Source organism: Amycolatopsis sp. FU40 (genome assembly GCF_021903635.1).
GTDB lineage: Bacteria > Actinomycetota > Actinomycetes > Mycobacteriales > Pseudonocardiaceae > Amycolatopsis > Amycolatopsis dendrobii.
Genome location: NZ_CP091381.1, coordinates 4,357,386 through 4,381,992, shown reverse-complemented (window position 1 = coordinate 4,381,992; position 24,607 = coordinate 4,357,386). Strand labels below are relative to the sequence as shown.

The following is a 24,607-nucleotide window of genomic DNA, read 5'->3' as shown; positions in this document are numbered from 1 at the left end:
CGCGCACTCGGGATCAAGGAGGATTCGATGAGTACGTCACCCACCCGCCGCGCGACCTCGGTCGTCGTGCTGACGATCGCGACCGTCTTCGCCGGAATGCTCGGACCGTTGCAGTCGCTGGTCAACGGGCATCTCGGCACCGAGCTCGGCGACGGGCACGCCGCCGCGCTGGTGTCCTTCGGCACCGGACTCGTGCTGATGCTGATCATCGTGCTGGCGCGCGCCCGCACGCGCACCGCGTTCTTCCGCCTGCCGGGTCAGCTGGTGCGCGGCGAGATCCCGCGGTGGAACTTCTTCGCGGGCCTGTGCGGCGCGGTGATCGTGCTCTCCGAAGGCGTGACGGTGGGCTTCCTCGGGGTGGCGATCTTCCAGACCTCGCTGATCTCCGGCATGGTCATCTCCGGCGTGGTGTGCGACCGGCTCGGCATCGGCGTCCCGTTCAAGCAGGCGATGAGCGCGCCGCGGGTCGCCGGGGCGATCCTCGCGATCTGCGCCACGGTGCTGGTCGTGTCCCCGAACTGGTCGGCCCCGCACATGATCGCGCTGGCGATCATGCCGTTCGTGGGCGGCCTGCTCGCCGGCTGGCAGCCCGCGGGCAACTCCGAGATCGGCCTGCTGTCCGGCTCGATGTTCATCTCCATCACCTGGAACTTCCTCATCGGCTTCGTGGCGCTCGGCCTCGTGTACGCGGTGCGGATGGCGGCCGCTGGCGCGCACTTCGCGTTGCCGGGCACGTGGTGGATGTACTTCGGCGGGCCGCTCGGCCTGTTGTCGATCGCGCTGATGGCCTTGCTGGTGCGCGGTTTGGGGCTCCTGCTGCTGGGGCTGGCTTCCACGGCCGGCCAGCTCATCGGGTCGCTGCTGCTCGAAGTCGTCGCTCCCGCGGCGGGTTCCAGCCTGCACCTGGTCACCGTCCTCGGCGCGCTCGTGGCGCTGGCGGCCGCGGCGATCGCGATGATCCCGTCCCGGCACACGGCCGAACCGGCGGTTCTCGCCCAGCCAGCCGAGGTGCGTCGTGGCTGAGGTGCGCGGGGTCCTCGGTCCGGTCGACGCGGCGGGCCTCGGGCTGGTGCTGCCGCACGAACACCTCTTCAACGACCTGTCCTCCGCGGTCGCCGAACCCTCCTACGCCTCCACCCGCCGGCTCGTCGAAGCGGAAGTGGGGCCCGGCTGGCAGTTCCTGCTTCGCCAGGATCCCTATTGCTGCGCCGACAACGTGGCGGCGAAGGACCACGCGAGCGTCGTGCGCGAGGTGGCCGCGTTCGCCGCGGCAGGCGGCGGCACGGTGGTCGACGCGACCGGCAGCGCGGCGATCGGCCGGGACCCGCGAGCGCTGGCGGCAGTGGCCGAGGCGACCGGAGTCACCGTCATCATGGGCACCGGTGCGTACCTGGAGAAGTTCGAGGGCGAGCGCATCACCGCGGTCGCCGTCGAAGCGCAAACCTCGCGCATTCTCGCGGAACTGGACCAGGGCGTCGGCGAAACGGGCATCCGGGCCGGCGTCATCGGCGAGGTCGGCGTCTCGCCGTTTTTCACCGAAGGGGAACGGGCTTCGCTGCGCGCCGCGGCACTCGCGCAGGCGGACCGGCCGAACGTCGGGCTCAACATCCACATGCCGGGCTGGCAACGCCGCGGGCATGAGGTGCTCGACCTGGTGCTGGACGAATGCGGTGCGCTTCCGGGCAAAGTCGCGCTGGCGCACAGCGATCCGTCCGGCGGCGATCCCGGCTACCAGCGCGAGCTTCTCGAACGCGGCGTGCTGCTGGAGTTCGACATGATCGGCCTCGACATCTCGTTCCCCGGCGAAGGCGTGGCGCCGACGGTGTCCCAGACCGCGCACGCCGTGGCGCGATGGGTGCACGAGGGCTTCGGGGAGCAGATCATGTTGTCGCACGACCTGTTCCTGAAGCAGATGTGGACCGGCAACGGCGGGAACGGGCTGGTGTTCGTGCCGACGATTTTCGCCGATCTGCTCGAAGCAGAAGGCGTCCCGGCCGACGCCGTGGCCCGGCTGATGCGGGACGTCCCGGCGCACTGGCTGACCGCATGAGCCCGGCCGTAGCTGTCGTCGCCTCGCTCAATGTCGACCACATCGTCCAAGCGCCGCGGATTCCCGAGCCGGGGGAGACCCTCATGGGGTTCTCGACGAGCCGGGAACTGGGCGGAAAAGGCGGCAACCAAGCGGTCGCCGCCGCCCGGCTCGGCGCGGACGTGGCCGTGATCGGCTGCGTCGGCCAGGACGAGGACGGCGACGAGTACCTGAACGCTCTCGCCGCCGAGGGCGCGGACGTCACCCACGTGCGGCGATCGGCACTGCCCACCGGCCGAGCCGCGATCACCGTCGACGCGGAGGGCGTCAACTCGATCGTCGTCGTTGCCGGGGCGAACGCCGACATCCCCGCTGCGGCAGCCGAAACGGCGATCGGCGCATTGCCGAGCCTTCGGGTAGTAGCAGGCCAATTGGAAGCAGCGGCAGACGCGACGGAGCGCGCTTTCGCGGCCGCTCGCGAACGCGGGGTGCTGACCGTGCTCAACACCGCGCCCGCCGCCGACGCGGCCGGAAAGCTGCTGCCGTTCAGCGACGTGGTGGTGTCGAACGAAATCGAGTTCCGGCAGCTCACCGGCCAGGATCCCTTCGACGGCAACGGTTTGCGCCGCGGCAGCGCCGACCTGTTCGCGGCGGGCTGCCGGTGGGTGATCGTGACGCTGGGAGCCGAGGGATGCGCGGTCCTCGACGCGTCGTCGTCCGCGCATGTCCCGGCGGTCGCCGTCCGGGCGGTGGACACCACTGCTGCCGGAGATTCGTTCGTCGGAGCGCTCGCTGCCCGGCTCGCGGAGCTTCCCGGCGATCCGATCACCGCCGATGTCGTTGCGGCGTGCGGGTTCGCGGCGAAAGTGGCCGCGGTCGTCGTGACGCGGCACGGGGCGCATCCCTCCTTGCCGACCTTGGCTGAGGTGTGCGCGCAACAGGAAGGTCAGCCCATGGCGTCGAGGCCGACGTAGAGCACGTAACCGGCACCGGCCATGAACACGACGTATGCGCCGAGGGCGGCGACCATGGCCTGGTCGAAGCGGATGAAGAAGCGCGCCGAGCCGTAGGCCGCGGCAGCGACGACGACGCCGAACAATGCCATCAGCGCGGTGAAGTACCACCCCAGCGCCCATGCCGTGCCGGCGGCTGCGGCGGCCAGCTTCGCATTACGGCTGCTCATGCGGCGGCGAGTCATCGAGAGAACCGCGGCAGCCGCGATCACTCCGCCGACCACCGCTGGCGCCACCAGGTACACCGAGTAAGGCATCGCGTCTCCGTCATGTCCGATCTCGTCATACGCACTGACGTGCCTCCAGGAACCCGGTTGCGCTGAGGACTTCCGGGTTGCCCGTTCGTACCCGCTTCCGCGGGCGCTGCCTTCGGCAGGACCAGAACGGAAAGGCCGCCCCGCGCACGGGACGGCCGTTCCTGGGAACTCGGTCGGTTCGAACTCAGCTCACGGTCAGTGCCGTGTCGTCGAGGCAGAAAGACGTCTGCAGGCTCGAGTCTTCGGCGCCGGTGAAGGTGAGCGTCACCGTCTGGCCGGCGTACGCCGACATGTCAACCGTGCGCAGCTGGTATCCGTTCGCCTGGTTCAGGTTCGAGTACGTGGCGAGCGTGGTCGAACCAGCCTTGACGGTCAGCTTGTCGTACGCCGTCGAGGTGGTCGTCTCGGCGGTGTCGACGTGCAGGTAGTAGCTGAGCGTGGCGTGGCAGCCCGAGGGGATGGTCACCGACTGCGAGACCGTGTCGGTGTGCGCGCTGCCGTAGCCGTCGAGGTAGGCGAGGTAGGTGCCGCTGTGCGGGGGTTCGCCGTTGGACGACGTGCTGACGACCCCGCTGGACGCGGTCCACGGGCTGGTGCCGTTCTCGAAACCGGGGTTGCCCAGCTTCTGGCCGGAGCAGGCGCCGCCGCCGGTCGGGGCGATCGTCCAGCTGAACGTGGTGGAACCGGTGGCGCCGGAGGAGTCCTTGGCGGTCGCGGTCACCGAGTACGTGCCCGCGGTGGTCGGCGTGCCGGAGATCAGGCCGCCGGAGCTGATCGACAATCCGGCGGGCAGGCCGGTGGCCGTCCAGGTGTATCCGCCGCTGCCGCCGGACGCCGACAGCTGCAGGTTCGCCGCGGTGCCGACGACGCCGTTCTGGCTGCCCGGGTTGTTCGCCGTGACGCCGCCGCTCGGAGCGCCCGCGGTGAACGCCGCGGTGCCGTTCGGGGTGCCGAGACCGGTCGGGCCGTCCCAGCCCGGGCCGGCGTTGCACTGCACCGAGGACGAGCAGCTGCCGTTGCTGCCGGAGGTCACGTCGTTGAGGTTGCCGGTGTGCGAGTACGGGTAGGCGGCGGGAGTGTCGGACGCGCCGGGCGTGCCGGCGAGGGCGTAGACCGACGCGATGATCGGGGCGGACGCGCTGGTGCCGCCGTACACGGCCCAGCCGCTGCCGCCGTAGGTCTGGTACACCGCGACGCCGGTCTGCGGGTCGGCCACGGCCGAGACGTCGGCGACCGCGCGCTTGCCGCAGGCGGTCGTCACGTTCTGGAACGCGGGCTTGGCCACGTAGCCCGAGCAGCCGCTGCCCGCGCCGCTCCACGCGGTTTCGCCCCAGCCGCGCGCGCTGCTGTTGCGGGACAGCGAGGTGCCGCCGACCGCGGTCACGTACTGCGAAGAGGCCGGGTAGCTGATGCCGTAGCCGCTGTCGCCGGTGCTCGCGGTGATCGCGACCCCGGGGTGGTGGAAGTAGCTCGAGTCGGAGGAGGGTTCGGAACCGTCCTCGCCGCCGCCGTAGCTGTTGGAGACGTACTTCGCGCCCATCGACACAGCAGTGTTCACCGCGGTGCCGAGATCGGCCATGCTCGGCTGATTCGCTTCGACGAGCAGAATGTGGCAATTCGGGCAGATCGCCGAAACCATGTCGACGTCGAGCGAGATTTCGCCCGCCCAGCCGGAATCGGCGGACGGAAGCGGACTGGTTTGCCCGTTTTCGTTCACTTTTTTGAAACAGCCGTTCGCGGTGGTGCAGGGCGGGAGCCCGTAGGTGGAGCGGTAGCTCGCGAGGTCCGATTCAGCGTTGGGGTCGTCGTTGGAGTCGACGATCGCCACCGTCGCCGAGGCGCTGCCCGCGGCGGTGAGGTTGTAGGCGGAGCGCAGGTCCGCGGGGCCGAACCCGCTGGGCAGCGCGCCGGGGGAGAGCAGCGCGCGCATGGTGTCGGTCTGGCGCTCGGCGAAACACGTGACCATGCCGGGCTTGGCCTTCTCGGCGCAGACGCGGGCGGTCGGATGCGCCGCGGCGGGCGCGGCCACGGCGGGCAGGGCCGGGGCGGTCAGGGCCAAGGCCGCGAAACCGGCCATGGCAAGGATTCTTCGGGCTGAACGGGACACGATCCCTCCCAGGGAATTTCCTGCGAACGGCGTCGGGCCATTCGGTGCCCAGTTGTCTACAGTTCGTTCAGCCCTGGCGGTGACGCGCTGGTGCCAGTGGCGCAATGGTGTCGGCCAGCCCGGTGGAGGTGCCTCCGAATGGTTCCCGAAGCAATCGGCCATCTCCTGACGCTCGGGCTCAAAGCGGACGAAGCAGAAATCTATCTCGACCTACTTTCGTCGGGACCGGTTCCGCCTGATCGGCTAGCGCGCGAGACCGGCCGCGACCCCGGCGAGGTGCGCCGCGTCCTGGCGGTGCTCGCCGGGATCGGACTGGCCGGCCCGGTCGACGGACCCGGTTCGCCGATGTCCGCGCTGCGTCCGGAACCGGTGCTGGAGGTCCTGAGCAGGCAACGCGAGGCCGAACTGGCCGGAGCGCGCGCGGCGATGACGCGCCTGTACGAGGAGTACCGCAGACATTCGGCGCGCTACGACGCCGACCCGATGATCGAGGTGGTCAGCGGAACCGCTGCCGCCGAACGGGTGCAGCAACTGGAGCGGGCGGCGCGGACGGAGGTCCGCGGCCTGGACTCGCCGCCGTACTACGCCGACGCGGACGCCAACGAGATCGAACTGGACAACCTGGCGCGCGGCGTCCGCTATCGCGCCGTCTACGGGCGGCTCGCACTGGAACGCCCCGAGTACGTCGCGGAGAACATCCTGCCCTGCGGCAAACGCGGGGAGGAGGCCCGGGTGCTGCCCGAGGTCCCGGTGAAGCTCCTGATCGTCGACGACTGCGCAGCCCTGTCCGGCGCGGACCGCACCGTGCTGCTCATCCGCTCGTGCGGCCTGTTCGACGCGCTCGCCGGGCTGTTCGACATGTGCTGGCAGGTCGCGCTGCCCCTCGGCCTCGCCGACGACACCTCAGGCCCCGAGATCCGCCCCAGCGAACGACGGCTCCTCGCATTGCTCGCCGCGGGACTGACCGACGACCAGGTGGCCCGGGTGCTCGGCGTGAGCAGGCGGACGATGTTCCGGTATCTGGAGAACCTGATGGCCCGTACCGGGGCGGCGAACCGGTTTCAGCTCGCGTTGCATGCGACTCGGAATGACTGGCTGTCGGTGGACAGCCAGGCTGGGGCTTCTCCGGTGCGGTCGGTGCCGTTGTGAGCTGGGGTGGTCCGGTTGGGTCGATGCGGACGGGTGCGTGGTGGGCGTGCGGGAAGGCCGGGCCGCCGGTCCGGGGCGGTGGACTGGTCTCAGTGCGCCTTGCCCCGCGACTCACAACTTCTGGCTCTCGGTGGACAGCCAGCGCTTCGCCGGCCCGGTCGACGCCGTTGTGAGCCGGGGCGGTCCGGCTGGCCGGATGCCGACGGGTGCGTGGTTGGCGTGCTAGAACCACGTCGCTAGAACCAGGTCGCTGGCACAGGGCGGTGAACCGGCTTCGGCTCGCCTCGCGCGCCTCCACCGGTTGGCCCCGGACGGGCAGAGCCAGCCCGGGCAGTTCCACTTTGAGCCGAACGCGCCGCAGCACCGATTCGGTTGCGGCCGAACGCTTTCCCGCTAGAGCGACGGCCGCTCAGCGTGCATGACCAGCACTCTGCTGACGTCTGGCAGACCGTTCACCCCTCTCCAGCGAGCGCCGGAAACGCTTGCCTCAGCTCGGCGAACAGCACGCCGTGTCGCCCGTAGCCGAAGGCCACCGAGGCTGACCAGAGTGCCTCGAAGGCGGCGGCGAGCGGGTCCGGTTCCCGAGCGGAGAACATCGCCGGGAAAGCCATCGCTTGCTGCAGGCAGTTGTCGCTCCGTCCGTCCGGCGAGGTGGCCGTCGTGCGCGGAACCCGTTCGTCGGTGAGCAGAAGGTTCCACGCGCGCCGGTCGTCGTCGAAGGGAGGCGGCAACGGGCCGCCCTGTTCCATCGCCGCGAGCGCGGGGGCTATCCAGTCGACCTCGGTCAGGTGGGCCTCCGCGTACGCGCGCCTGACTGTCCACCGGGCGACCTGCCGCTGGACCTCCGGGTCTGTCTCCGCGAGAGCGTCGACCAGCGGGCGGTCCAGCTTCGCCACGCTCAGTGCGTGGCCCCCCAATTGACGCAGCCGTTCGACAGGCAGGCTTCCGCCCCACTCTTGTATCTCGGCTTGGCGGCGCGCTTCCACGGCGGCTCGTTCTCGTTCCTGCTGGACGAGGCGCCGCGCTTCGGCTTTCTCCTCCGGAGTCGGAGGCGGCGGCGTTTCCCTGGCGACTTTATGCCAGTAAGCGGCGGTCCCGCTGGTCTGCTTGACCACCCGGTCCGGTTCCGGCGGGCCCGGCCAGAACTGCAGCAGATAGCGGTCCGGCTCGAACTCCTCGCCCTCCGGGATGCCCAGCCGGTGCGCCTCGTCCATCCGGCTCCCGCTGTAGCGGACCCGGTAGTCGACCACGTCGAGATCGAGCGGCCGCGGGTCCTCGCCGTCCAAGCCGACCAGCGCGGTTTCGCCCTTGGGCCGGAAGGACGCCTCGACGATGTCTTCCCACGCGTCGTCCACCGGCGGGGCCTCGTCGTGCAGTTCCACCCGGAAGACGACGCAGCCATGGGCCAGTCCGGTGACCAGCGACAGCGTGCCTGGCACCGCGGCGCCGCACAGCCCGTTTCGCTGGCCGCCGAAAGACTCCGCGAGATCAGGCAGGTCCGGCCAGGTCCTCACATAGAGGTGCCCGTACTCGACTCTTGCCTCGCCGCTCATCAACACTCTCATCGCCGTTCCTCCCCAAGCCGGCTGCTGTCCCGGACATCATCGCGCGCACCACCGACAAAAACCGGGGCCTGAGCGGGAGCACGACAGAGTGATGCAGTTTCCGAACTCACAAGAGCGGTGCATCAGGTGCCGCGCCTGTTCGAACCCCCGAGGCCTGGGATTCAAAGGCGTCGCTGCAGGTGCGCTCGAACTGTGCCGGTCCGGGCCGAAGGGGCCTGCGCGGCTCTCACCGGAACTGATTGCCCGGAACGGGCGGCTGTCAGCCGCCGATCTCCCGGACGCTGTCGGCGAGCAGCCGCAGGCACCCCGGGGATCCGGGGTTGAGGAGCAAGTCAACGCCGTCGTAGTCGTTCAGCAAGCGGAGCAGGTCGACCGGAGCGGCCGGACGCCAGCCGGCGGCGCGCACTCGGCGGCGGTGCGCCGGGGCCGTCGTGACGAGCAGGCACGGGATGTTGTCCGGCGACGGCGCGACCAGCGGGGATTCGTCGGTGTCCACGGCCACCGCGAAGGCCGATTCGCGGAAGACCGTGGCCAACTGGTCGAAGTCCGCTTCGCCGCGGGCGGTCAGGCGGAGCACGGCGTCCAGCGGGTCGGTCGGGGAGTCTTCCGCGGCGGGTTCGTAGGACGGGTTGGGCTCGAAGCGGCTGACGGACCCGTCTTCGCGCGCGAGCCAGCCGCCGACCACGGCCTGCGGCGGCGGGCTCGGGACCTCGGCGCCGTCGGTCGTCGACGCCGGGTGCCACGCCGGGTCGACCAGCAGCACCCACTGGTCCTCGGACATCGCTGGTACCTCCTTCGCGTCCGGTGAATCTACCGGGCGGAATTCACTCATGGCTCGGACCGCCTTCCGCCAGTTCGGCCAGTTCCGCGGCCTGGCGGGCGGACGCCGCGCGTTCTTCCGCCTGGTAGCGGCGGATGGCGGCGGCGGTGTGCCACCGGTCGAGCCAGCCAAGGCCGACGACGCTCAGCCGGTGCAGGGCCGGTCGCGTCCTCGGGCCGTCGAGGGCGTTCCGCAGTGCGGTACGGAAGGCGTCTGCGGACAGGTTCTTCTCGGTCAGCTTCCGGACGACGGCGGTCAGGTCCCGGGCGTGACCGTCGGGGTTCGGACGGTCGGCGAGCCGGGTGATTTCTTCGCGCAGCAAGGCCCGGCCGCCGGGGGCGTCCAGGACGGGGGCCAGTGCACCATGCCGTTCCAGGATCTCGACTGCCTCGGCGATCCGGGTGACGTCAGCGCCGTCCCGGATCGCCTTGGCAAGGTCGTTGAGCACTGCGGCGGCGTCCGGCTTGCCCAGCAGGGTGTCGGTCACGCCGTGCAGATGGAGGACGGCGTGCTGCTCGGCCAGTTCGCCGTGGAGCGCGGCGAGTTCGCGGGCGGCGGCCCAGACCAGGTCCGGTCGTTCGTGCCGCGCGACGTCCTCGGCGAGGGAAGCCGCCGATTCGCCGCGGCTGAGTTCCGCGAGGACCCAGCCGAGCAGCTTGGCGGTGCCGTCCCGGTCGCTCAGCGCGATCGGTCCGGTCGGCGGCGTGGGGCGGAACCACCAGCGGTGCGTGGCGGTGCGCACCAGTTCTTCGATCATCAACGCCGTGTCGGTGCTGTCGCCGAGCAAGTAGTGCGCAGCCGGGTGCTCGGCCGCCGGCAACCGGACGGTGACCGCGTCGGCTGGGCGGTCTGTGCCGTCGGTGCGCAATTGCTCAGTGAAGTTTCGGATCGCGGTGGCGTCGGTGGTCAAGACGGACGGTCCACTAGGGACGGACACATCGGACTGTGAGTAGTGCACCCCCACGGTGCGACCGTGCTGTGTCCAGGGCTGAGGTGTCGCGGGCGCGGGTCCGTCGTCGAGACCGTGGAACACCGTCGGCGCAGGCGTGCCAGTCGACATCTCGGCGCCTGGGCCGAAAGCGATCCTGACTCGACCGTCCCCTTCGGACACTCGGATCTTCACCGGGACGCGGTCCAGCACGCCGGTGCCCAGGGCGTCGGCGAGGTTCCCGGCCAGTTCGCGCGCCGCGGCGGTGGCGCGCGCCCGGCCGTCCGGTCCGGTTCCGGTGACCTCGATCGGCGGGACCGGGCCGTCCGTCGAACGCAGCGTGTCGATCAAGTTGTCCAGCGGCGTATCGGCGACCAGGACGGCGTCGGCGGCGTGCATCGTGGCGGCGCGCTGAACCTCGCCGAGGTGGTAGTGCACGCGGCTGTCGTCGATGGTCAGCAGTGCCCGGGCAGCGGGCGGCAGCGGGACGTCGTGCACCTTGCCGGTGTAGCTGCTGCGGTCGGTCACGGTGCGGACGAGGGCGGACAGCTCAGGGTCGGCCGCGATGTAGGACAACGCCGCCTGCCACACCAGATCCGGATCGGCGTGCCGGCGCACCGCGGGCTCGACGGCAGTCAGATGCAGGTCGCCGTCGCGGTTGTGCAGGCCGCGCACCAGCGTCTGGATCACGCGCTGGGTCAGCTCCAGCGTCTCGAACCGGTCCGACAGCGGGGCCGGATCGCCCTGCGGCGGCAGGAGCCAGCTGTGGTCGCTGTTCATCCGGACCTCCGTCATGCCCGGCAGTTCGAGCGCGGAGTTCAGGCCGATCCGCCGGGCCGTCTCGGTCATCGCGACCGGGCCGGAGCGGTACATCACCGACTGCCGGTGCACCCGGCCCATCGGCGTGGCGAAGAAGCCCTGGCCGAGCGAGTCCGCCTCGCGCGGCATCAGATTCGCTTGCGTCTGGCCGTAGTTGTCGCGCAGCTGGTCCAAATAGGACGCGGCGAACGGATGTCCTTTCGACATGGTGAACGCCGAATTCGCGATGTTCCCGCCGACCCGGTGCACCGCGTACCCGGCGTCGGACCGGGCGGCGCGGACGACGTCGTCCAGTCCGTGCACGACATTGTCGCCGTCGGTGTAGAGGCCGCCGAACCGGTGCATCAGCTCCAGCCGGAGGATGTCGCTCGCCGCCGCGTACCCCGGACCGGTCTGTTTGGCCAATTCGGACAGATAGAACTCCTGTGTCCGCATGGGATGCTCGCTGGTGAACACTTCGTCCACATTGACCAGCTGGACGCGGTGCTCGGTGGCCCACCGCAGCAGGTCCCGGACGTCGTGCAGCGGATCCGGGCCCTCCTCCGGGGCGGTGCTGGTCAGCGCCAGTTCGGTTTGCCAGCGCGGCACGTCCGTCCACAGCACGGGGACGATGCCGTCGCCGAGCCGGTCCGCGGCGTCGCCGAAGTTGCGGCGGAAGGTGTGCATGGTGCCGGCGTCCTTGAGCGGGCCGCCCAGCCAGATCGCGTGCATCAGCAACGGTGTTGACGTCGTCTTGGCGAGCGGTTCGACGTCGCCGGGCGCCCAAGCGGACAGTTGCTCGTCCGGGCGTTCCTTCTCCAAGGTCCAGTCTCGGTTGTCGTCCAGGTTCGCCGGGTCCAGGTGTTCGCTGCTCAGCTGGTAGCCCTTGGCGAGGTCCAGCAGGTCAAGGAAGCTGATGCACTGTCCGGCGGTGAGGTTGCGGTAATCGTGCCCCCGCGAGAACTCCGGCGGCTCCGGCGCGCGGTAGAGGCCGAACAGGTCCGGTCCCAGCAACGGTGCCGGCGGCGGGCCGTCGACTGCGGTCCGGCGAAGGTCTGCCACCAGATCCTCAGGCGAGGAATAGCGGGTTTCCTCGACGGGCGGCGCGGTGTCTGTTGTGGATTGGACGGAAGGATTGCCGAAGGTGCGGAAGTGACCGCCGTCGGTGACTGCGGTGAAACCGGCTGTCGCGCCGATCGCCCTGCCGAGTGTCGCCGAGCCTCGGCCGAACAACGCCGGTTTGGTCGGTGCGTGCACTGTGGACGGTCCGCCGAGTTCGCTGAGTGCGCGCTGGAAGTCGTGGGCCAGGCCTCCTGGCCCGTCGGTCTGGCCGGTGCTGCACGCGATCAGCGTGACTGAATGGGACTGGGCCAGCGGAGCGGCCTGTGCGACGATCCGGGCGAACGTATCGCCGTCGACCCGTACCGTCTTGCCGCCCAGCAACGTCACTTTGACCGATTGTTCGCGTCCGTGGGCGAAAACGAAGAGGGAGTCGTCGTCCCACGGCGCGGCGGTGTGGTCGGCCCACTCGCCGAACCGGCGGCCGGACAGTTCCGGTTTGGTTTCGTTGGCCTGTTTCAGGAGCGGGTCGAACTTCTGGGGCGTCGCGCCTTCCGGAAGGGTGCTGACCGTACCGGAGTTGGCGGCGACCCAGTCCCGCTCGACGCTTTCGGTGTGCTCGTTCGCCGGGAGGAACGAGACGGCGCGAACCCGGCCGGAACCGTCGGTGATCTGGCGGACCTGGATCTCGTGCGGGCCGAAGCTGTACGGCCGATCGGTGTCAGTGTCCCAGCCGGACACTGTGTCGTTCGCTTCGACGGTTCCTTCGCGGTGCTGTTCCGGCGTGTCCTCCGGCGGACGCGGCCAGGTGTGCGCGTTGATCCGGCTGTCCGCTTCGGACTTGGCCTGCCACCATTTCCGCAGCGCCTCGTCGGCTTTCTCGCGGGCTTCCTGGATCCGGTTGGCCGCGTCGTCCTGCCGCGCGGAGTGGTCGGTGCGGTTGTTGCGGTACTCGTCCAGCACCGCCAGGATTTCCGCGGCGCGATCCTGCGCCGCCTGCCGCTGCTGGACCAGGTCAGCCTGCTGGTTCCGGATTTGCTGGACCTGCCGTTGCGCGTCCCAGGCCCGCGCGACCAGATCGCTTTGCGCGACGGAGCCAGGTTCCTCGCCGAGCGCCAGCGAAAGGAGTTGTTCGTCGAGTTCGTCGAGCCGGGCGATCTCGTCGTTGCCCGCGCGCAGCGCCTGGCCCACGTCACGAGCTTCGTTCTGCGCAGACTGCACCGCTTGCCGCATTCGCCGCACCGGATCGCCGTCGGCCGGAAGGTTCAGCCCGCGTGCGTTATCGGCCGTGGTGCGGACGTTGTCGTTTTCGGCCAGCCACGCATCGTCGAAGTCGCGCTGTGCCTGTTCGAGTTCTTCTTCCGCGGTACGCCAATCTTCGGCGGCTTTTTTCACCGTGTCCTGCGCTGAAGCGAGCGTGGCCGGCAACGGTTCGCCGAGCGACTGCTCCAGGTCCGTTTCGCTCATCCGCGTCCGCGAAGACTGCGGTACCCGAACCTCGACCGCCGCGGTCTTGCCGTCGACCGTCGCGACGATCCGGTACTCGACGTCGAATCCGACCAGCCCGGTCCGGCCCTTGTCCTTGCCGACGACGGACCGCTGCGCCGCGGCGGTGCTGGACGTCGGATCGCTCTGCCCGACCGGGCCGCGCACGTCGAGCCCGCCCCAGGCGTGCGTGTTCCGGCCCGGATCGGTGATCCCGCCGGTGCCGATGTTGCCCTGCTGCTCGCCGGTGACCGTATCCTTGGCCTCGCCGGTGAACGTGGACCCGGATTGGTCCGAACGCTCCAGTTTGACCGAATCGCTCAGCCCGGCCAGCTCCGGCTTCACCACACGGGTGTACACCTTCACCGACGCGTGGCTGCTCCCGGTCACCGCGGAGGAATGCAGATCCGGGGTAGCGAACGGTGTGCCGACCATATTCGGGAGATGCGCTTGCAACGTCTCGTTGGTGATCGAGGACGAGAGCGTGTTGTGCGCGCCGGTGCCGGGTCCGGTGAGCCCGTTGCCCGCACCGGCGAGCCGCAACGCCCGGAGGGCGGCGGCCCGCACGTCCGCGGCGCCGCGGATCCCTTCGACGGTCGACGATTTCGGCAGGGGACCGAAACCTTCCTGCTGCCACGCTTCGAGACGGTCCGGAGCGGACTCCGCGGCGCTGAGTTCGGTCGTGCGCGAGCCGTACAGTTTGGTGTGGTACTGCTCGTCGCCGGAGATCCGGTGGTCGTCCGCCGAGGACCGCGCGGTCACGGTCGCCTCCTGAGCGGCGACCGGGTAGGTGCGCCCGTCGCGGGCGACGACCAGTTCGAACTGGACCTGGTGCTGATACCGCGCCGACGGTCCGCTCGAGGACGAGGTCAACGCCGTGGTCGTGGTCTTGTTCTCGACGGTCTGGTCGGTCTTCGCGCGGGTCCCGGACGCGCCAAGGTACGCGCCGTCGTAGCCGCTGACCTTGGGCTGGCTGTCCTGGAACAGACCGCGGCCGGCACCGCGGACCTGCCCGCCGTAGGACGAGCCGCGGCCGGAATTCTTCTTGTCCGTCCGAGTCGAGTTGACGACGTGGTCGACCTCGCTGCCGTCGTGCTTCACGCCGAGGAACTGAGTGTCGAGGATCTTCGCTTTGAGCAGCAGCTGGTAGTTGTCGGTCCAGAGCACACCCGGGTCTTGGGCCACCAAGGACACCCCGCCGTCCAGCGCACCGTCCACAAGGGACGTGACCGCTTCCGGAGAGGCGGTGTCGAGCGTCCGCTGGAGGTTGTTCATCGAATCGTTCAGCACCGATTTCGGCAGCAGCCGGTCGCCGAGTTTGCCGAGCTGCTGCCGGGCGTCCTGCACCAGCTTCGTCAGGTTGGGAGCGTCTTCCAGCACCGCCGAACCGAGCGAGCTGGACTTGCCGCCGACCAGTGGCGGAGCCGAAAGCTTGCCCGGCGCCGGAGTGCGCGGCTCGACCGGCGGCAGCAACCCCTCCGCGCGTGCCTCGTCCTCAGTCATTGCCACGAAGACCGAACCGGGCAGCCGGACGTCCGCGCCCGCTCGGGAAATCGACCCGTTGACCAGTCCTTCCTGCCGGCTTTCCGCGATCAGCCGGACGTTCGTGTCGTACTGCACCAGCACCGTGCGACTGTCCGAAGAGGACCGGTTGGTGTGGTCGACGCTGGCGGTGATCTCGTGGGACGAACCGGAGCTGCGCTGCCACGGGCTCCACTTCGCGGTGCCGAAGAACTGGCCTTGGCCGTGTGTGTCGCTGCCGATCGGCCGGACGGTCAGGCCGAGTTGCACGTTGGCTTCGACGGATTGCTTGTGCGTGCCCTCGTAGCCGGCTTTCGAACCGCCGGAATACGTCCGGTCGCCGCCGCCGGTTTCCGAGACCGCGACCAGCTTCGGATTGCTCAGCGAGATGCCCATGCCGAGGCCGCCGACGCGGTCCGCGACGCGGCGGTCGTAGCGGAATCCGTTCGCCGTACCGCCCTGCTTGAGCAGCTTCGGAGTGAGGCCGCGGAAGTTCTCCGGCGAGAACATCCGGTCCACGCGGGCACGCGCCTCGCTGCCCGGCAGGCCGAGGACCGCGTCGCCGCCGGCCGCGCGCTGGAGCTGGCGCAACGCCTCGTCCCGCACCGCCTCGGTGTTCGCGAACGCTTCCACGTGCAGGAACTTCGGCGTCGTCTGGTTCTGCTGCTGGGTCAGCAGGTCGTCGATGCTCGGGGTTTCGTTCGGTGTCATCGCGACGACGCCTGGCTTGCCTGGCTTGAACTCGGACGGGTCCTTGGCGAGCGCGGCGCCGTCGTTGATCCACAAATCGACTTTGCCGTCGATCTTCGGCAGGTCGGGATCGCCGGTTTTGGCCACTGTGGACACCTTCGGCGTGACCCGGAACGGCGATCCGGGCGTCAGCCGCCGCACCCACGGCCGGTGCCGGGTGTAGCTGGTGATCTCGACCTCGAACTCGACGTCGTGCTCGAAGACCTGCGAATCCGGGCTGCCGCCCTTGCCGGTCGCCGTGGTCACCGTCGGGCCGCCGGAGTTCTTCCAGGTCCGGTTGTCCGAGTACTGCAGCGGGCTGACGGTCGGGCTGATCCCGAGGTTCGCGCCCGCCGTGGCGCCTGGAATGATCACTCGGCCTTCGAGGCCGACCGACCAGCCTCGTTCGGTGGTGGTCGCGCTGGTCAGCGAGGGGCTCGTTTCGTTGCTGTTCTTGATCGAACGGCCGTCTGCCTGACCGAGGTGCCGGCCGGGGCCGGGCTTCGCCTTCACGGTGACGTTGAGGTACTCGTCGGTGAACAGCCCGCGTCGCTTCAACTGCGCTGAAACGCCTTGCGAGAACAGACTGTCCATTTTGCCCCGAAGCGAGGCGGCCGAGAACGTGGACGTGATCTTCCGCAGGTTCGCGAACCGCTCGGAGATGTCCCGGCTGGATCCTTGGTTGTCGCCTTGGAACTTGTCCCAGCGGGGCAGGAACTTGTCCGCGCCCGGCAGGTTCCGGAGAGCGTTTTCGATCTGTGGCTGGACGCGCGTCGCCGGTTCGAACGACCCGGGCCGCGCGGTGCCTGCCGCCATCGCCGCCGCGAGATAGGGCGGTTCGTAGCGCGCGCCGACGTCTTTGAACTTCGCCGGGGTGTTCTTCGGCACCGGAAGACCCTGGGCTTTGGCCTCGGGCAAGCCCATCCGGGTGTACGAAGTGGCCTGGACGGTGGTCTTTTCCCCGGTTGAGGTGGTGACGTCGAGGTCGACGGTGACCTTGTACAGGCCGATGTCGCCCTTCGCGTTCACGGTGGACTTGCTGGTGAAGCTGGTGCCGCTTGTGGACTGTTGGTTGACCTTCCGGGAATAGCTGCCGCTGACCCCGCCGACACCGCCGACCGTCCCGGGCACATACGAACCGCCGCCGAAGATCGCGTTGACCTCGCCGCCGTATTTGGAGGAGACCGTGGTGCTTCCGCCGTTGACCGAGGAATCGTTGAACCGCAGTTCGCTGTCGCCCGGGATGGTGCCGAGGTACTCGACGTTCGTCGGCCGCGCCGCCAGTTGCACGGCGTCACGGTGCGCACCGTGCGGGCTGAGCAGGTCGTTCGACACCACCGGACTGCCCTGCATCGCGGTGCCGAGCATGCCGCGGACGCCGCCGCGGCTGAGGAATTCCCGCAACGAGGTGCGGCCCGGGGCGCCGAACTTCGTCACCGACGGATGCAGGTTCTTGCTCACCTGATCGAACAGCGCGTTCTCGTCGAAGTCGACTGATTCCGGCGAGAGGAATTCGATCTTCTTGACCCAGTCCGGCTTCGGCTCCGCCGGCCCGGCCGTCTGTTCCTGCTTCAGGTCGGCCAAGTCGGCGGAGAGGACGAGTCCGACTTGTCCGTCCACTGTGGAGCCGACCAGGCCGCCGGTTTCGTTGCGGACCGTGATCCGATAGGTGACCGGAGCGTCCGCCCGCTGCATGTCGCCCGCCGTGCGGATCACCCGCTGATCGGTGCCGGTCGTGGTGCCGGTGTGCTCCGCGGACGGACTGGCGAGCTGTGCGGTGCCGCCGACGGACGCGTACGGGCCCGCCGGGAACATCGCGAAGTACGAGGAGCCGACGACCTTCGCGGTCGTGTCGGTGTTCGGGCTCGCGTGGGTGGTCTTGACCTCGTTCTTGACGTCGCCGATGGTCGGCTGCGGGAGTTTCGCGATCTGGCCGGCATCGACGGAGCCGAAGTCCGGCTCCGCGGTGACGTGCACCTCGTACCACTTCTCGCCCGCGCGCACCATCTGCTTGCGGCCGTCGCCCATAAAGGACTCGAACTCAGGACCGGAGAGGGAATCGGCAATCGCGTCGACACCGTGGATTCGCGGCGGGTGCTGCTGCTTCGGGGTGAGGCGGTGGATCAGGTTCTCGATGCTCGTGCCGACGTCCTTGGCGCCGCGGACGTCGACCGGGACCACGGAGCCGAGCGCTTTGCCGTCGCGGACGAACTCGGGCAGCCGGTCGGCGAGGGGGCGGGTGTCGGGCTCCTCTTCGGTTTGCTCGTCCGCGACGAGCACGGCGTCGTCCCGCCGCGGCGTCCAGTCCGAGACCAGCTGGTCGAAGAACGCCGCGCGCTGCGGGGCTTCGGCTCGCAACCGGTCCGGGTCGAGGAAATAGAACTTGGCCGTTTCGGCCATGTCCTCGTTCGGGTTCGTCGCGCCGTAGCGGGTGATCGGGCGTTCGCCGTCGAAGGCCGGGAAGCCGTCGGCGGTCCAGTATCCGGTGTGCTCGTTGAAAGCCGAGAGGTTCTCCGCGCGGAGTTCCTTCGCTATCCGGGCGGCGCGAACGCGGATCAGGTCGGCTTCGCCGCGTTTCGCGAAGACGTCGGGATGGGAGTCTTCGAGCTGTTTGATGAAGTCCGACCGCCGCGGCGCGTCTGCGGCCAGCTTGCCCGGGGCGGCGAGATGGGTGCGGATCGAGCCGGCGAAGTCCTCGAAATCGCTGCGGAACTTCGGATCTGCCGGCGGTTCGGCTCCGGGGGCCCGCTTCGGGGTGTTGTCCTCGTTCCAGACTCCGACGTGCTCGGTGTAGTCGTCGAGGGCGTATTTGAGCAGGCCGTGGGACAGTTCGTGGGTGACCATGCCTTCGACCTCGCGACGGCCGCCGCCGAAGTCCCGGTCGAATCCGGCCATCGCGTAAATGTTGACCGTCCGGTGCGAGCCGATGTATTCGCCCGCCATGCCAGGGGAGAGCTGCCCGTTCTCGATGCCGAAATTCACCGCGCCGATGTGCTGGACTTCCTGCTCGATTCCAGCACGAGAGGAATTCTGCCGCTGGTCGCCGATGATCGGGGCGTAGTGCTTGAGCGCGTCGGCGACGGCGGCCTTTTCGTCGGGGGTGAACTGCCGGGGTTTCACGCGGTTCGCGACGGTCTCGCTGGCTTTCGGGTTGCTTTCCCGGACCGCCTGGGCGCCGCGCTCGGAGTCGAACTGGACGCCGGTCTGCTGGTCGTGCGTTCCCGGGGCGGGTTCGCTCGCCGGGCCGGGGCTCGTGTCCTGCGGGGCTTTGATGGGAGTGTGCAGATTCGGCTTGCCTCCCGGATCGGGCTGCTCGCGGTGATCGTTCCGGTGCGGCGGCGGGTTCGGCGCGGGGGCGTCGCCGAGGTGGTGGTCCCGGATGTTCGCGGTGTTCGAGACCTGCTCGATCTGCGCGAGATTGCCCTGGTTGAGCCGTGAATCGTGCCAGGCGTCCGGCCCCATCACCCCAGGCTGGTCCTCGCGGTTGAAGAGCATTTCGTCGTTCTGGTAGCCGTCGCCGAGGCCGAGGAAGTGCATCAGCTCGTGCGTGACGCCGAAGGGCGAATCGCGGACGTCCCAGTTGAGCTGGTTGGTGTCCGGGGTATCCGGGTCCACAGTGGAATCGTGCAGGTTCACCGGGATCCGGCGGCGGGGGTCGGCCTGCCAGCTGGTGTCGTCCGGGTGGATGTCGTCCGCGACGCGGATGTCGAGCCGGAGGTGCAGCTGGTCCCCGCCGGGCAGCCGGGACGATTGATTGACCCACTCCTGGAGATGGTCCCGCAGTTCGTTGACGAACTGTTCTCGCCGCTCGGGCGTCACCGACCCGGAATGCGAGGTCAGATCGATCGGAATGGTGTGCTCGCGCACCCACTGCCCGGGCGCGATCTCGAACCGGCGCACGTCGAACCGGATGTGCGCCATCGCTCCGGCGAGCTGCCCGCCCCTGAGGCCCGCGCGATTCCCGGTGAATTGCTCGGCGATCTTCTTGATCGGGTCGAACCGCTCCGAGGAGAACCGCGTGACCGGCGCCGTGTCGCGGCGGCCATTCCAATCCTTCGGCCCCGGCAGAGTCTTCGGTTCCGGCTTCGGCGCTGTCTTCGCCCCGTTGTTTTTCGGCGCAGCAGCGGGCGTCTGCGTGTTCGCCGGCCGGTTGCCGCTGAGATTGTCGACCAGCGCCTGCCGGGTGGCGAGCGTCAGACCGGCGAGCTTCTTGCCGTCCTCGACGTTCTCCTTCATGCCCTTGACCAGCGACGTGCGCTCGTTCTTGGGCAAATTCGCGACAACCTCGGAAAACACCTCGGGCCGGTTCGGCTGCGGCCCGCTCGGCGTGATCCCGTGGAACGCGGCTTTCGCGGCGATCTTCGCCAGGTTGGGGTCGAGAGCCGTGTGATTGCCGAGGTAATGGCCGATCAGGTCGGACCAGGTGGTTTCGTTGGCGTGGCTTTGAGCCAGCGCGGTGATCCCGTTCGGGTCCGTGCCGACCTTGCCCGCGATGCGCGCACCGTTGGTCTGGATCGCGAGATCGGACGAGAATTTCGCGATCGCCTCCGGATGGTCGCTGTATTGCCAGCTCGGGTTGCGTTGCGCCAGCACCGAATCGACGAGACCCTGGCCTTCTTTGGCCCCGTAGTCGAAATTGCCGGTGTTCGGGTTCTTGGTGCCGAACGTCGCGTCGTTCTCGAGCTTGTTCCCCTGCATCCGGACAAAAGTGTTCGGCTCCGGAAAGTAGACCGTCCGGGAGTCGACCGCGGCGAGCGCCTGCCGAACGTCGAGATCCAACTGTGCCGCGCGATTCGCGAGATCCCCGTCCTCGGGCCGGACGTGATACCCGCCGCTGATCACCTCCGGCGGCCCTTCGGGATTCTGCTGCACCACGGTGTTGACCGCGTCGAACAACGGCCCGGTGCGGGTGTTGAAGGAGTGGACGTCGGCGTCGCCGGTGTGCAGGTAGACCTCGTTGGCGCCGCCCGCTTCCCGGATTTGCCCGGTGAGCTTCTCGGTGACCGGATTCCGGACCATCGTTTCGCGGATGCCGCCGTAAGGGATGGTCTTCTGGTCGATGGCCGGGTTGCTCGGGTGTTTCCAGGTGAACCCGATAATCGCTACCGGGAAGCGGTTGTCCCAGGTATTCCGGAACTGCTGGATCTTCTGGTTGATCGCTTGTTCTGACCCCGGCGTCCCGTTGATTCCGATGACGAGGCCGAACCGCCCGTCGGAGGAGTTCCCGGTGAACCCGGCCGCGTACTTGTCCGCGATAGTCTGGAGATTGTCGTCGGGAGTGGCGGCGACGGTGGCTACCACGCCGACGCTGTCCTGGTTGTTCTCGTTGCGAGTGCCGAGGTCGCCGATGATGCCGGTCTCGTGCACGACGGTGAACTTGAAGTTCTTGAGGTGCTGCGCGAAGTCTCCCTTGCCGCCGGTGACGGGGGGCTGCTTCCCGGCGTTCGGCCCCGGACCGGTGGCGGGGTTCGGCTTCTTCGGCGCCGCTGCCGGAGTGTGCAGGTTGCGGTTTTGGGGCTTCGCTTCGGTCTTCTTGGGTGCTGCGACGGGAGTGTGGAGGTCTCGGCGCGGGGCGGTGTCCCCGCGGGGGCGCGGGGCAGGAGTGGGCTTCGTGCCGATCGGCTTGGCCGGTGACGGCGGTCGGCCGTTCTTGGGGCCGTCCGGATCCGGGTTGGCGGGGGTGGCCGGCTTGGGAGAGGCGGCGGACTTCTGACCGGGATGAGGCGATGAGGTCGGGTTGGCGGCGGTGGCCGGATTCGTTGCGGTGCCGGACTTCCGGGCGGGGTTAGGCGGTGAGGCTGGGCTGGCGGCGGTCGGAGTCGGGTTGGCGGCGGTGGCCGGCTTCGCCGAGGTGGCGGACTTCTGACCGGAGTCAGGCGATGAGGCCGGGCCCGTGGCGGACGGAGCCGGGTGAGCCGACGGACTCGGTGCGGAAGCGGGCTTGGCGGGCGGCTTCGGGTTGGAATCGGTGGCTGGGGCCGCGGCGGGTTCGGCGGTGCGGTCCGGGCGTGGACTGCCGGGAGTGTTCGGCCTCGAGCCGGGCCCGGCAGCGGGGTCCGTGCCTGTCTTCGGATCCGGGTCGGCAGCCGGGGTCGGGTTCGGATCGGCGGTGGTGGTGGCCGGGTCCGGGCTCGGGCCGGGTTGGGCGACTGGGTCCGGAGCGGATCCGGAGCCTGGGTGGGCAGCCAGGTTCGAATTCGGAGCGGGCGTGGTGGCGGGGCTCGGTTTGGCGGCGGAGTCCGGGCTGGTGGCTGGATTCGGCTCGGTGCCGGGGCCTGGATGGGCAGTCCGGCCCGGGGCCGGAGACGGGGTGAGGTTCGGGTCGGCGGCGGGGGCGGGGCTTGCCTTGGCTGCCGGATCCGGGTTGGCGACCGGGCCCGGCGGGTTGGCCTGGGGACCCGGGTTGGGGCTGCCGGTCGTCGGTCCGGGGCCGGCGACCGAGGTCCGGACGGGGTTCGCGCCGTCGACGGTGGTCTTCGGGGCGGGGCTCGGGGTGGAGTCGATGCCTTTGACGCTGGTCGACGTCGGCGGCGGCACCGGCTTGGGCTGCGGGGCGGCGGCCGGGTCGGGGGAGTTCGGGTTGGCGCTGGTGGCTGAGCTTGAGCTGGTGTTCGGGGTGCGGACGGAGTCGGGGGACGGGTTCGTCTCGGGACCGCGGTGAACGGACGGGCCCGGGGAGGCGGTGCCGTTCGGGCCGGGCGACGAGTTCGAAGAACCCGGGCTGGGGTGGCCGGACGGCCTTGGCGCGGTGTCCGGGCTGGGGTGGGGAGTCGGGTTCGAGGAGCCGTTCGCCTGGCTGGGGTCGGAGTGCGGGGCGGTGTCCTGGCGGCCGAAGCCGGGTAGCCCGGTGTCGTGTGGTGCGGTGGGCGCGGGCGGCGAGGCTGGGTGGTTGCTCGCTGACGGGTGGCCGTTTGTGCTGGTGGCTGGCGGGTTTGCGGTCGTGGCGGAGTCTGGCGCCGAGGACCCGGGGGTCGCGTCTCGGGGCCCGGCGGGTGCGGACGGCGGCGGAGCGGGGGTCCCGGTCTTGACCGAGTCCGGCGTGGACGGGGGCGGGGCGGCGTGGTGCCCGGTGCCGTCCGGGCCTTGGCTGACGGGGGAGGCGCCCGGGTTGGTGTCCGTGCCGGAGGACGGGTTGGGGCTGGGGCCCTGGTTGGTGCTTGTGCTGGGGGACGGGCTGGGGCTGGAGCCAGGGTTCGTGTTTGCGCCGGGAGAGGGGTTGGTGCCGGGAGAGGGGTTGGTGCCGGAGCCTGAGCTGGTGCTGGGGTTGGTATTCGTCCCGGAGGCCGGGTTGGCTCCGGGGTTGGTGTTCGTGCCGGGTGAGGGGCGGGTTCCGGAATCGGTGCCCGCGCCCGGATTCGGGGCCGGGCTCGCGGCTGGACTGGTGCTCGGGTTTCCGCTGGCGGGGACGGGGCTCTGGTTGCCGTTCGGGCCGGGGGCGTGGTCGGCGGACGGGCCGGTGGCGGTGCTCCCGCCCGGGTTCGCGGTGCCGGGAGGGTTCGAGCCGGTGCCGGGGTTCGCGTTCCCGGACGAATCGGCGCCCCCGGCGGGGTTGCTGCCGGGCGAGTGGGGGCTTTGCGCGGGATGGCCGGCCGGGCCCGCGGCGGGCGGCGGGGTGGCGGGGGCGGAGCTGGGGGCGTTGTTCGCGGAGTTCGGGCCGCCCGTCGAAGTGGAGTCGGGGGAGCTTGCGGAGTGAGAGCCGTTCGCCGAACTTGAGTTGGTGGCGGGGTTCGGGGCTCCGGTTGACGGGCTGCCGTTCGTCGAGTGACCGTCGGTTGCGGGATGGGAGCTGCCGGTCGGGTTCGGTCCGGCGGCGGAGTTCGGGGTGCCGGACGAGGGGGAGGAGTTCGAGGTGCCGCCGGTCGTCGCGTCGTGGGGGGTGTTCTGGCCGCCCGTCGAGTGGGAGCTGCCTGAAGCCGAGTTGGTGTCGGGGGAGGTGTTCTGGCCGTTGCTGTGCGGGGTGTTGCCGCCGGAGCTGGTGGCGCCGCCGGGACCAGCGCCGCCGGGACCACCGGAGCCGTCGGAGTTTCCAGAACCAGCGCTGCCTGGGCCGGAGCCGTGGGCGCCGCCTGGGCCGGAACCGCCGGAACCCGGGCCGTTGGTGCCGCCGGAGCCTCCAGGACCAGAACCGCCAGAACCGGAGCCGCTGGAATCCCCGGAACCGAAACCCCTCGAATCACCGGACCCGCCGGGCCCGTTCGGGCCGTTGACCGGGTCCACCTTGATGTTCCCGGTCCCGTTCTCCCCGCCGGGATCGTTCGGGCCCTTCCCCTGGCCGCCGTCGTTGCCGCCGCCGGTGAGCTTGTCGTGCAGGTTCTGGCCCGCGTGATGCGCGCCGTGAGTGGCGGCGCCGCTGAGGCCGCCGTTCAGGGCTCCCCAGCCCAGGCTGTCCAGGTCTCCGCCGAAGAGGCCCGCGCCGGCCAGTCCGACTACTACCTCGGTCGCCGCTTCCACGCCGGCGGCGCCGAAGACGTTGTGGCCCCACTTGCCGAGGCCGCTGTGCGCGCCCGCGGCGAACGCGCCGCCGATGGCGCCCAGCGCGGCGTTCTGGCCGATTTGCTTCCAGTCGAAGCCGTCCCGGTTTCCCTGGGCGATCTGGATGAACTCGGCGAGCATCTCCTCGGCCGCCTCTTCCGCGGCTTCCTGCGCGGCCTCGCGCGCGACCCTCGACAGCAGGCTCATCAGACGCGACATCAGCGAGCGTTCGATCTGCATCACCGCGGTCCGCCCGGCTGCCCAGATTCCCGGGATCAGCGGGGCGGTGAACGGGTTGGTCATCGCCCAGATCAGGTCCGCCGCGGTGACCGCGATGGAGATCAGGATGCCGTATTTGGCGTTCTCGACATTCAGCGCGTATTCGCGCAGAGCCGCGGCTTGCTGCTGGGCGCGGTAGGAGAAACCGGCGCCCATGGTGCTGAGTTTGTTGGCGTAGTCGGCGAAGTTGGTCGCCACCTCGCCGCCTACGTTGGAGACCACCTGCTCCGCCAGCTGGCTGAAACCGGTGCCCGCGGCGGAAATCTCCTGCGCGACCTGGTCCCATTCGGCGGCCAGTTCGCGGGCTTTGTCCTCGTCGCCCTGCGGCCAGGCGTCGCCCGCGATGATGTAGAACACCCAGTTCAGGCTGGGGTCCACCATGAGGCTCATCGCGGG

General features: G+C 69.8%; 9 protein-coding genes. 4 read left to right on the top strand and 5 right to left on the bottom strand.

The window, feature by feature from the left end:
- Window positions 1-27: 27 nt before the first annotated feature.
- The 3 genes from L3Q65_RS20855 to L3Q65_RS20845 are packed head-to-tail and all read left to right on the top strand — an operon-like array spanning window position 28 to window position 3,003.
- Window positions 28-1,023 (top strand): DMT family transporter, encoded by a 996-nt coding sequence (locus tag L3Q65_RS20855; RefSeq protein ID WP_182896529.1) that lies wholly within the window; start codon window positions 28-30, stop codon window positions 1,021-1,023.
- Entirely contained in the window at window positions 1,016-2,050 is a 1,035-nt protein-coding gene (locus L3Q65_RS20850; protein ID WP_182896530.1) for a phosphotriesterase, read from the top strand. The genes L3Q65_RS20855 and L3Q65_RS20850 overlap by 8 nt, the downstream gene beginning before the upstream one ends.
- Window positions 2,047-3,003, top strand: coding sequence for a ribokinase (locus L3Q65_RS20845; RefSeq protein ID WP_237600586.1), 957 nt, complete (start codon window positions 2,047-2,049; stop codon window positions 3,001-3,003). The genes L3Q65_RS20850 and L3Q65_RS20845 overlap by 4 nt, the downstream gene beginning before the upstream one ends.
- Here the strand turns inward: L3Q65_RS20845 and L3Q65_RS20840 are convergent.
- Both L3Q65_RS20840 and L3Q65_RS20835 read right to left on the bottom strand, forming a co-directional pair.
- Window positions 2,976-3,299, bottom strand: a complete 324-nt coding sequence (locus L3Q65_RS20840; RefSeq protein WP_182896532.1) for a hypothetical protein — start codon at window positions 3,297-3,299, stop codon at window positions 2,976-2,978. The genes L3Q65_RS20845 and L3Q65_RS20840 overlap by 28 nt on opposite strands.
- Window positions 3,300-3,483: 184 nt before the next feature.
- The gene (locus L3Q65_RS20835) at window positions 3,484-5,376 is read right to left on the bottom strand and encodes a putative Ig domain-containing protein (RefSeq protein WP_237600585.1); all 1,893 of its coding nucleotides are present in this window, start codon (window positions 5,374-5,376) and stop codon (window positions 3,484-3,486) included.
- 168 nt (window positions 5,377-5,544) lie between these two features.
- On the opposite strand from L3Q65_RS20835, the gene L3Q65_RS20830 reads away from it, so the two are divergent.
- Entirely contained in the window at window positions 5,545-6,555 is a 1,011-nt protein-coding gene (locus tag L3Q65_RS20830; RefSeq protein WP_237600584.1) for a helix-turn-helix domain-containing protein, read from the top strand.
- Window positions 6,556-7,007: 452 nt separating this feature from the next.
- On the opposite strand, the gene L3Q65_RS20825 is transcribed toward L3Q65_RS20830, so the two are convergent.
- The 3 genes from L3Q65_RS20825 to L3Q65_RS20815 form a co-directional block, all read right to left on the bottom strand.
- Window positions 7,008-8,120: a hypothetical protein gene (locus L3Q65_RS20825; RefSeq protein WP_182896535.1), complete on the bottom strand. Its 1,113-nt coding sequence runs from the start codon at window positions 8,118-8,120 to the stop codon at window positions 7,008-7,010.
- A gap of 259 nt (window positions 8,121-8,379) precedes the next feature.
- Window positions 8,380-8,901, bottom strand: a complete 522-nt coding sequence (locus L3Q65_RS20820; RefSeq protein ID WP_220508686.1) for a type VII secretion system-associated protein — start codon at window positions 8,899-8,901, stop codon at window positions 8,380-8,382.
- 43 nt (window positions 8,902-8,944) lie between these two features.
- Entirely contained in the window at window positions 8,945-24,601 is a 15,657-nt protein-coding gene (locus L3Q65_RS20815) for a TcdA/TcdB catalytic glycosyltransferase domain-containing protein (protein WP_237600583.1), read from the bottom strand.
- Window positions 24,602-24,607 lie beyond the last annotated feature (6 nt).

What these genes read in the sequence shown, in the direction of transcription:
- L3Q65_RS20855 (WP_182896529.1), top strand. Translation starts at nt 28, where the DNA reads ATGAGTACGTCACCCACCCGCCGCGCGACCTCGGTCGTCGTGCTGACG.
- L3Q65_RS20845 (WP_237600586.1), top strand. Translation starts at nt 2,047, where the DNA reads ATGAGCCCGGCCGTAGCTGTCGTCGCCTCGCTCAATGTCGACCACATC.
- L3Q65_RS20840 (WP_182896532.1), bottom strand. Translation starts at nt 3,299, where the DNA reads ATGCCTTACTCGGTGTACCTGGTGGCGCCAGCGGTGGTCGGCGGAGTG.
- L3Q65_RS20835 (WP_237600585.1), bottom strand. Translation starts at nt 5,376, where the DNA reads ATGGCCGGTTTCGCGGCCTTGGCCCTGACCGCCCCGGCCCTGCCCGCC.
- L3Q65_RS20830 (WP_237600584.1), top strand. Translation starts at nt 5,545, where the DNA reads ATGGTTCCCGAAGCAATCGGCCATCTCCTGACGCTCGGGCTCAAAGCG.
- L3Q65_RS20825 (WP_182896535.1), bottom strand. Translation starts at nt 8,120, where the DNA reads ATGAGAGTGTTGATGAGCGGCGAGGCAAGAGTCGAGTACGGGCACCTC.
- L3Q65_RS20820 (WP_220508686.1), bottom strand. Translation starts at nt 8,901, where the DNA reads ATGTCCGAGGACCAGTGGGTGCTGCTGGTCGACCCGGCGTGGCACCCG.
- L3Q65_RS20815 (WP_237600583.1), bottom strand. Translation starts at nt 24,601, where the DNA reads ATGAGCCTCATGGTGGACCCCAGCCTGAACTGGGTGTTCTACATCATC.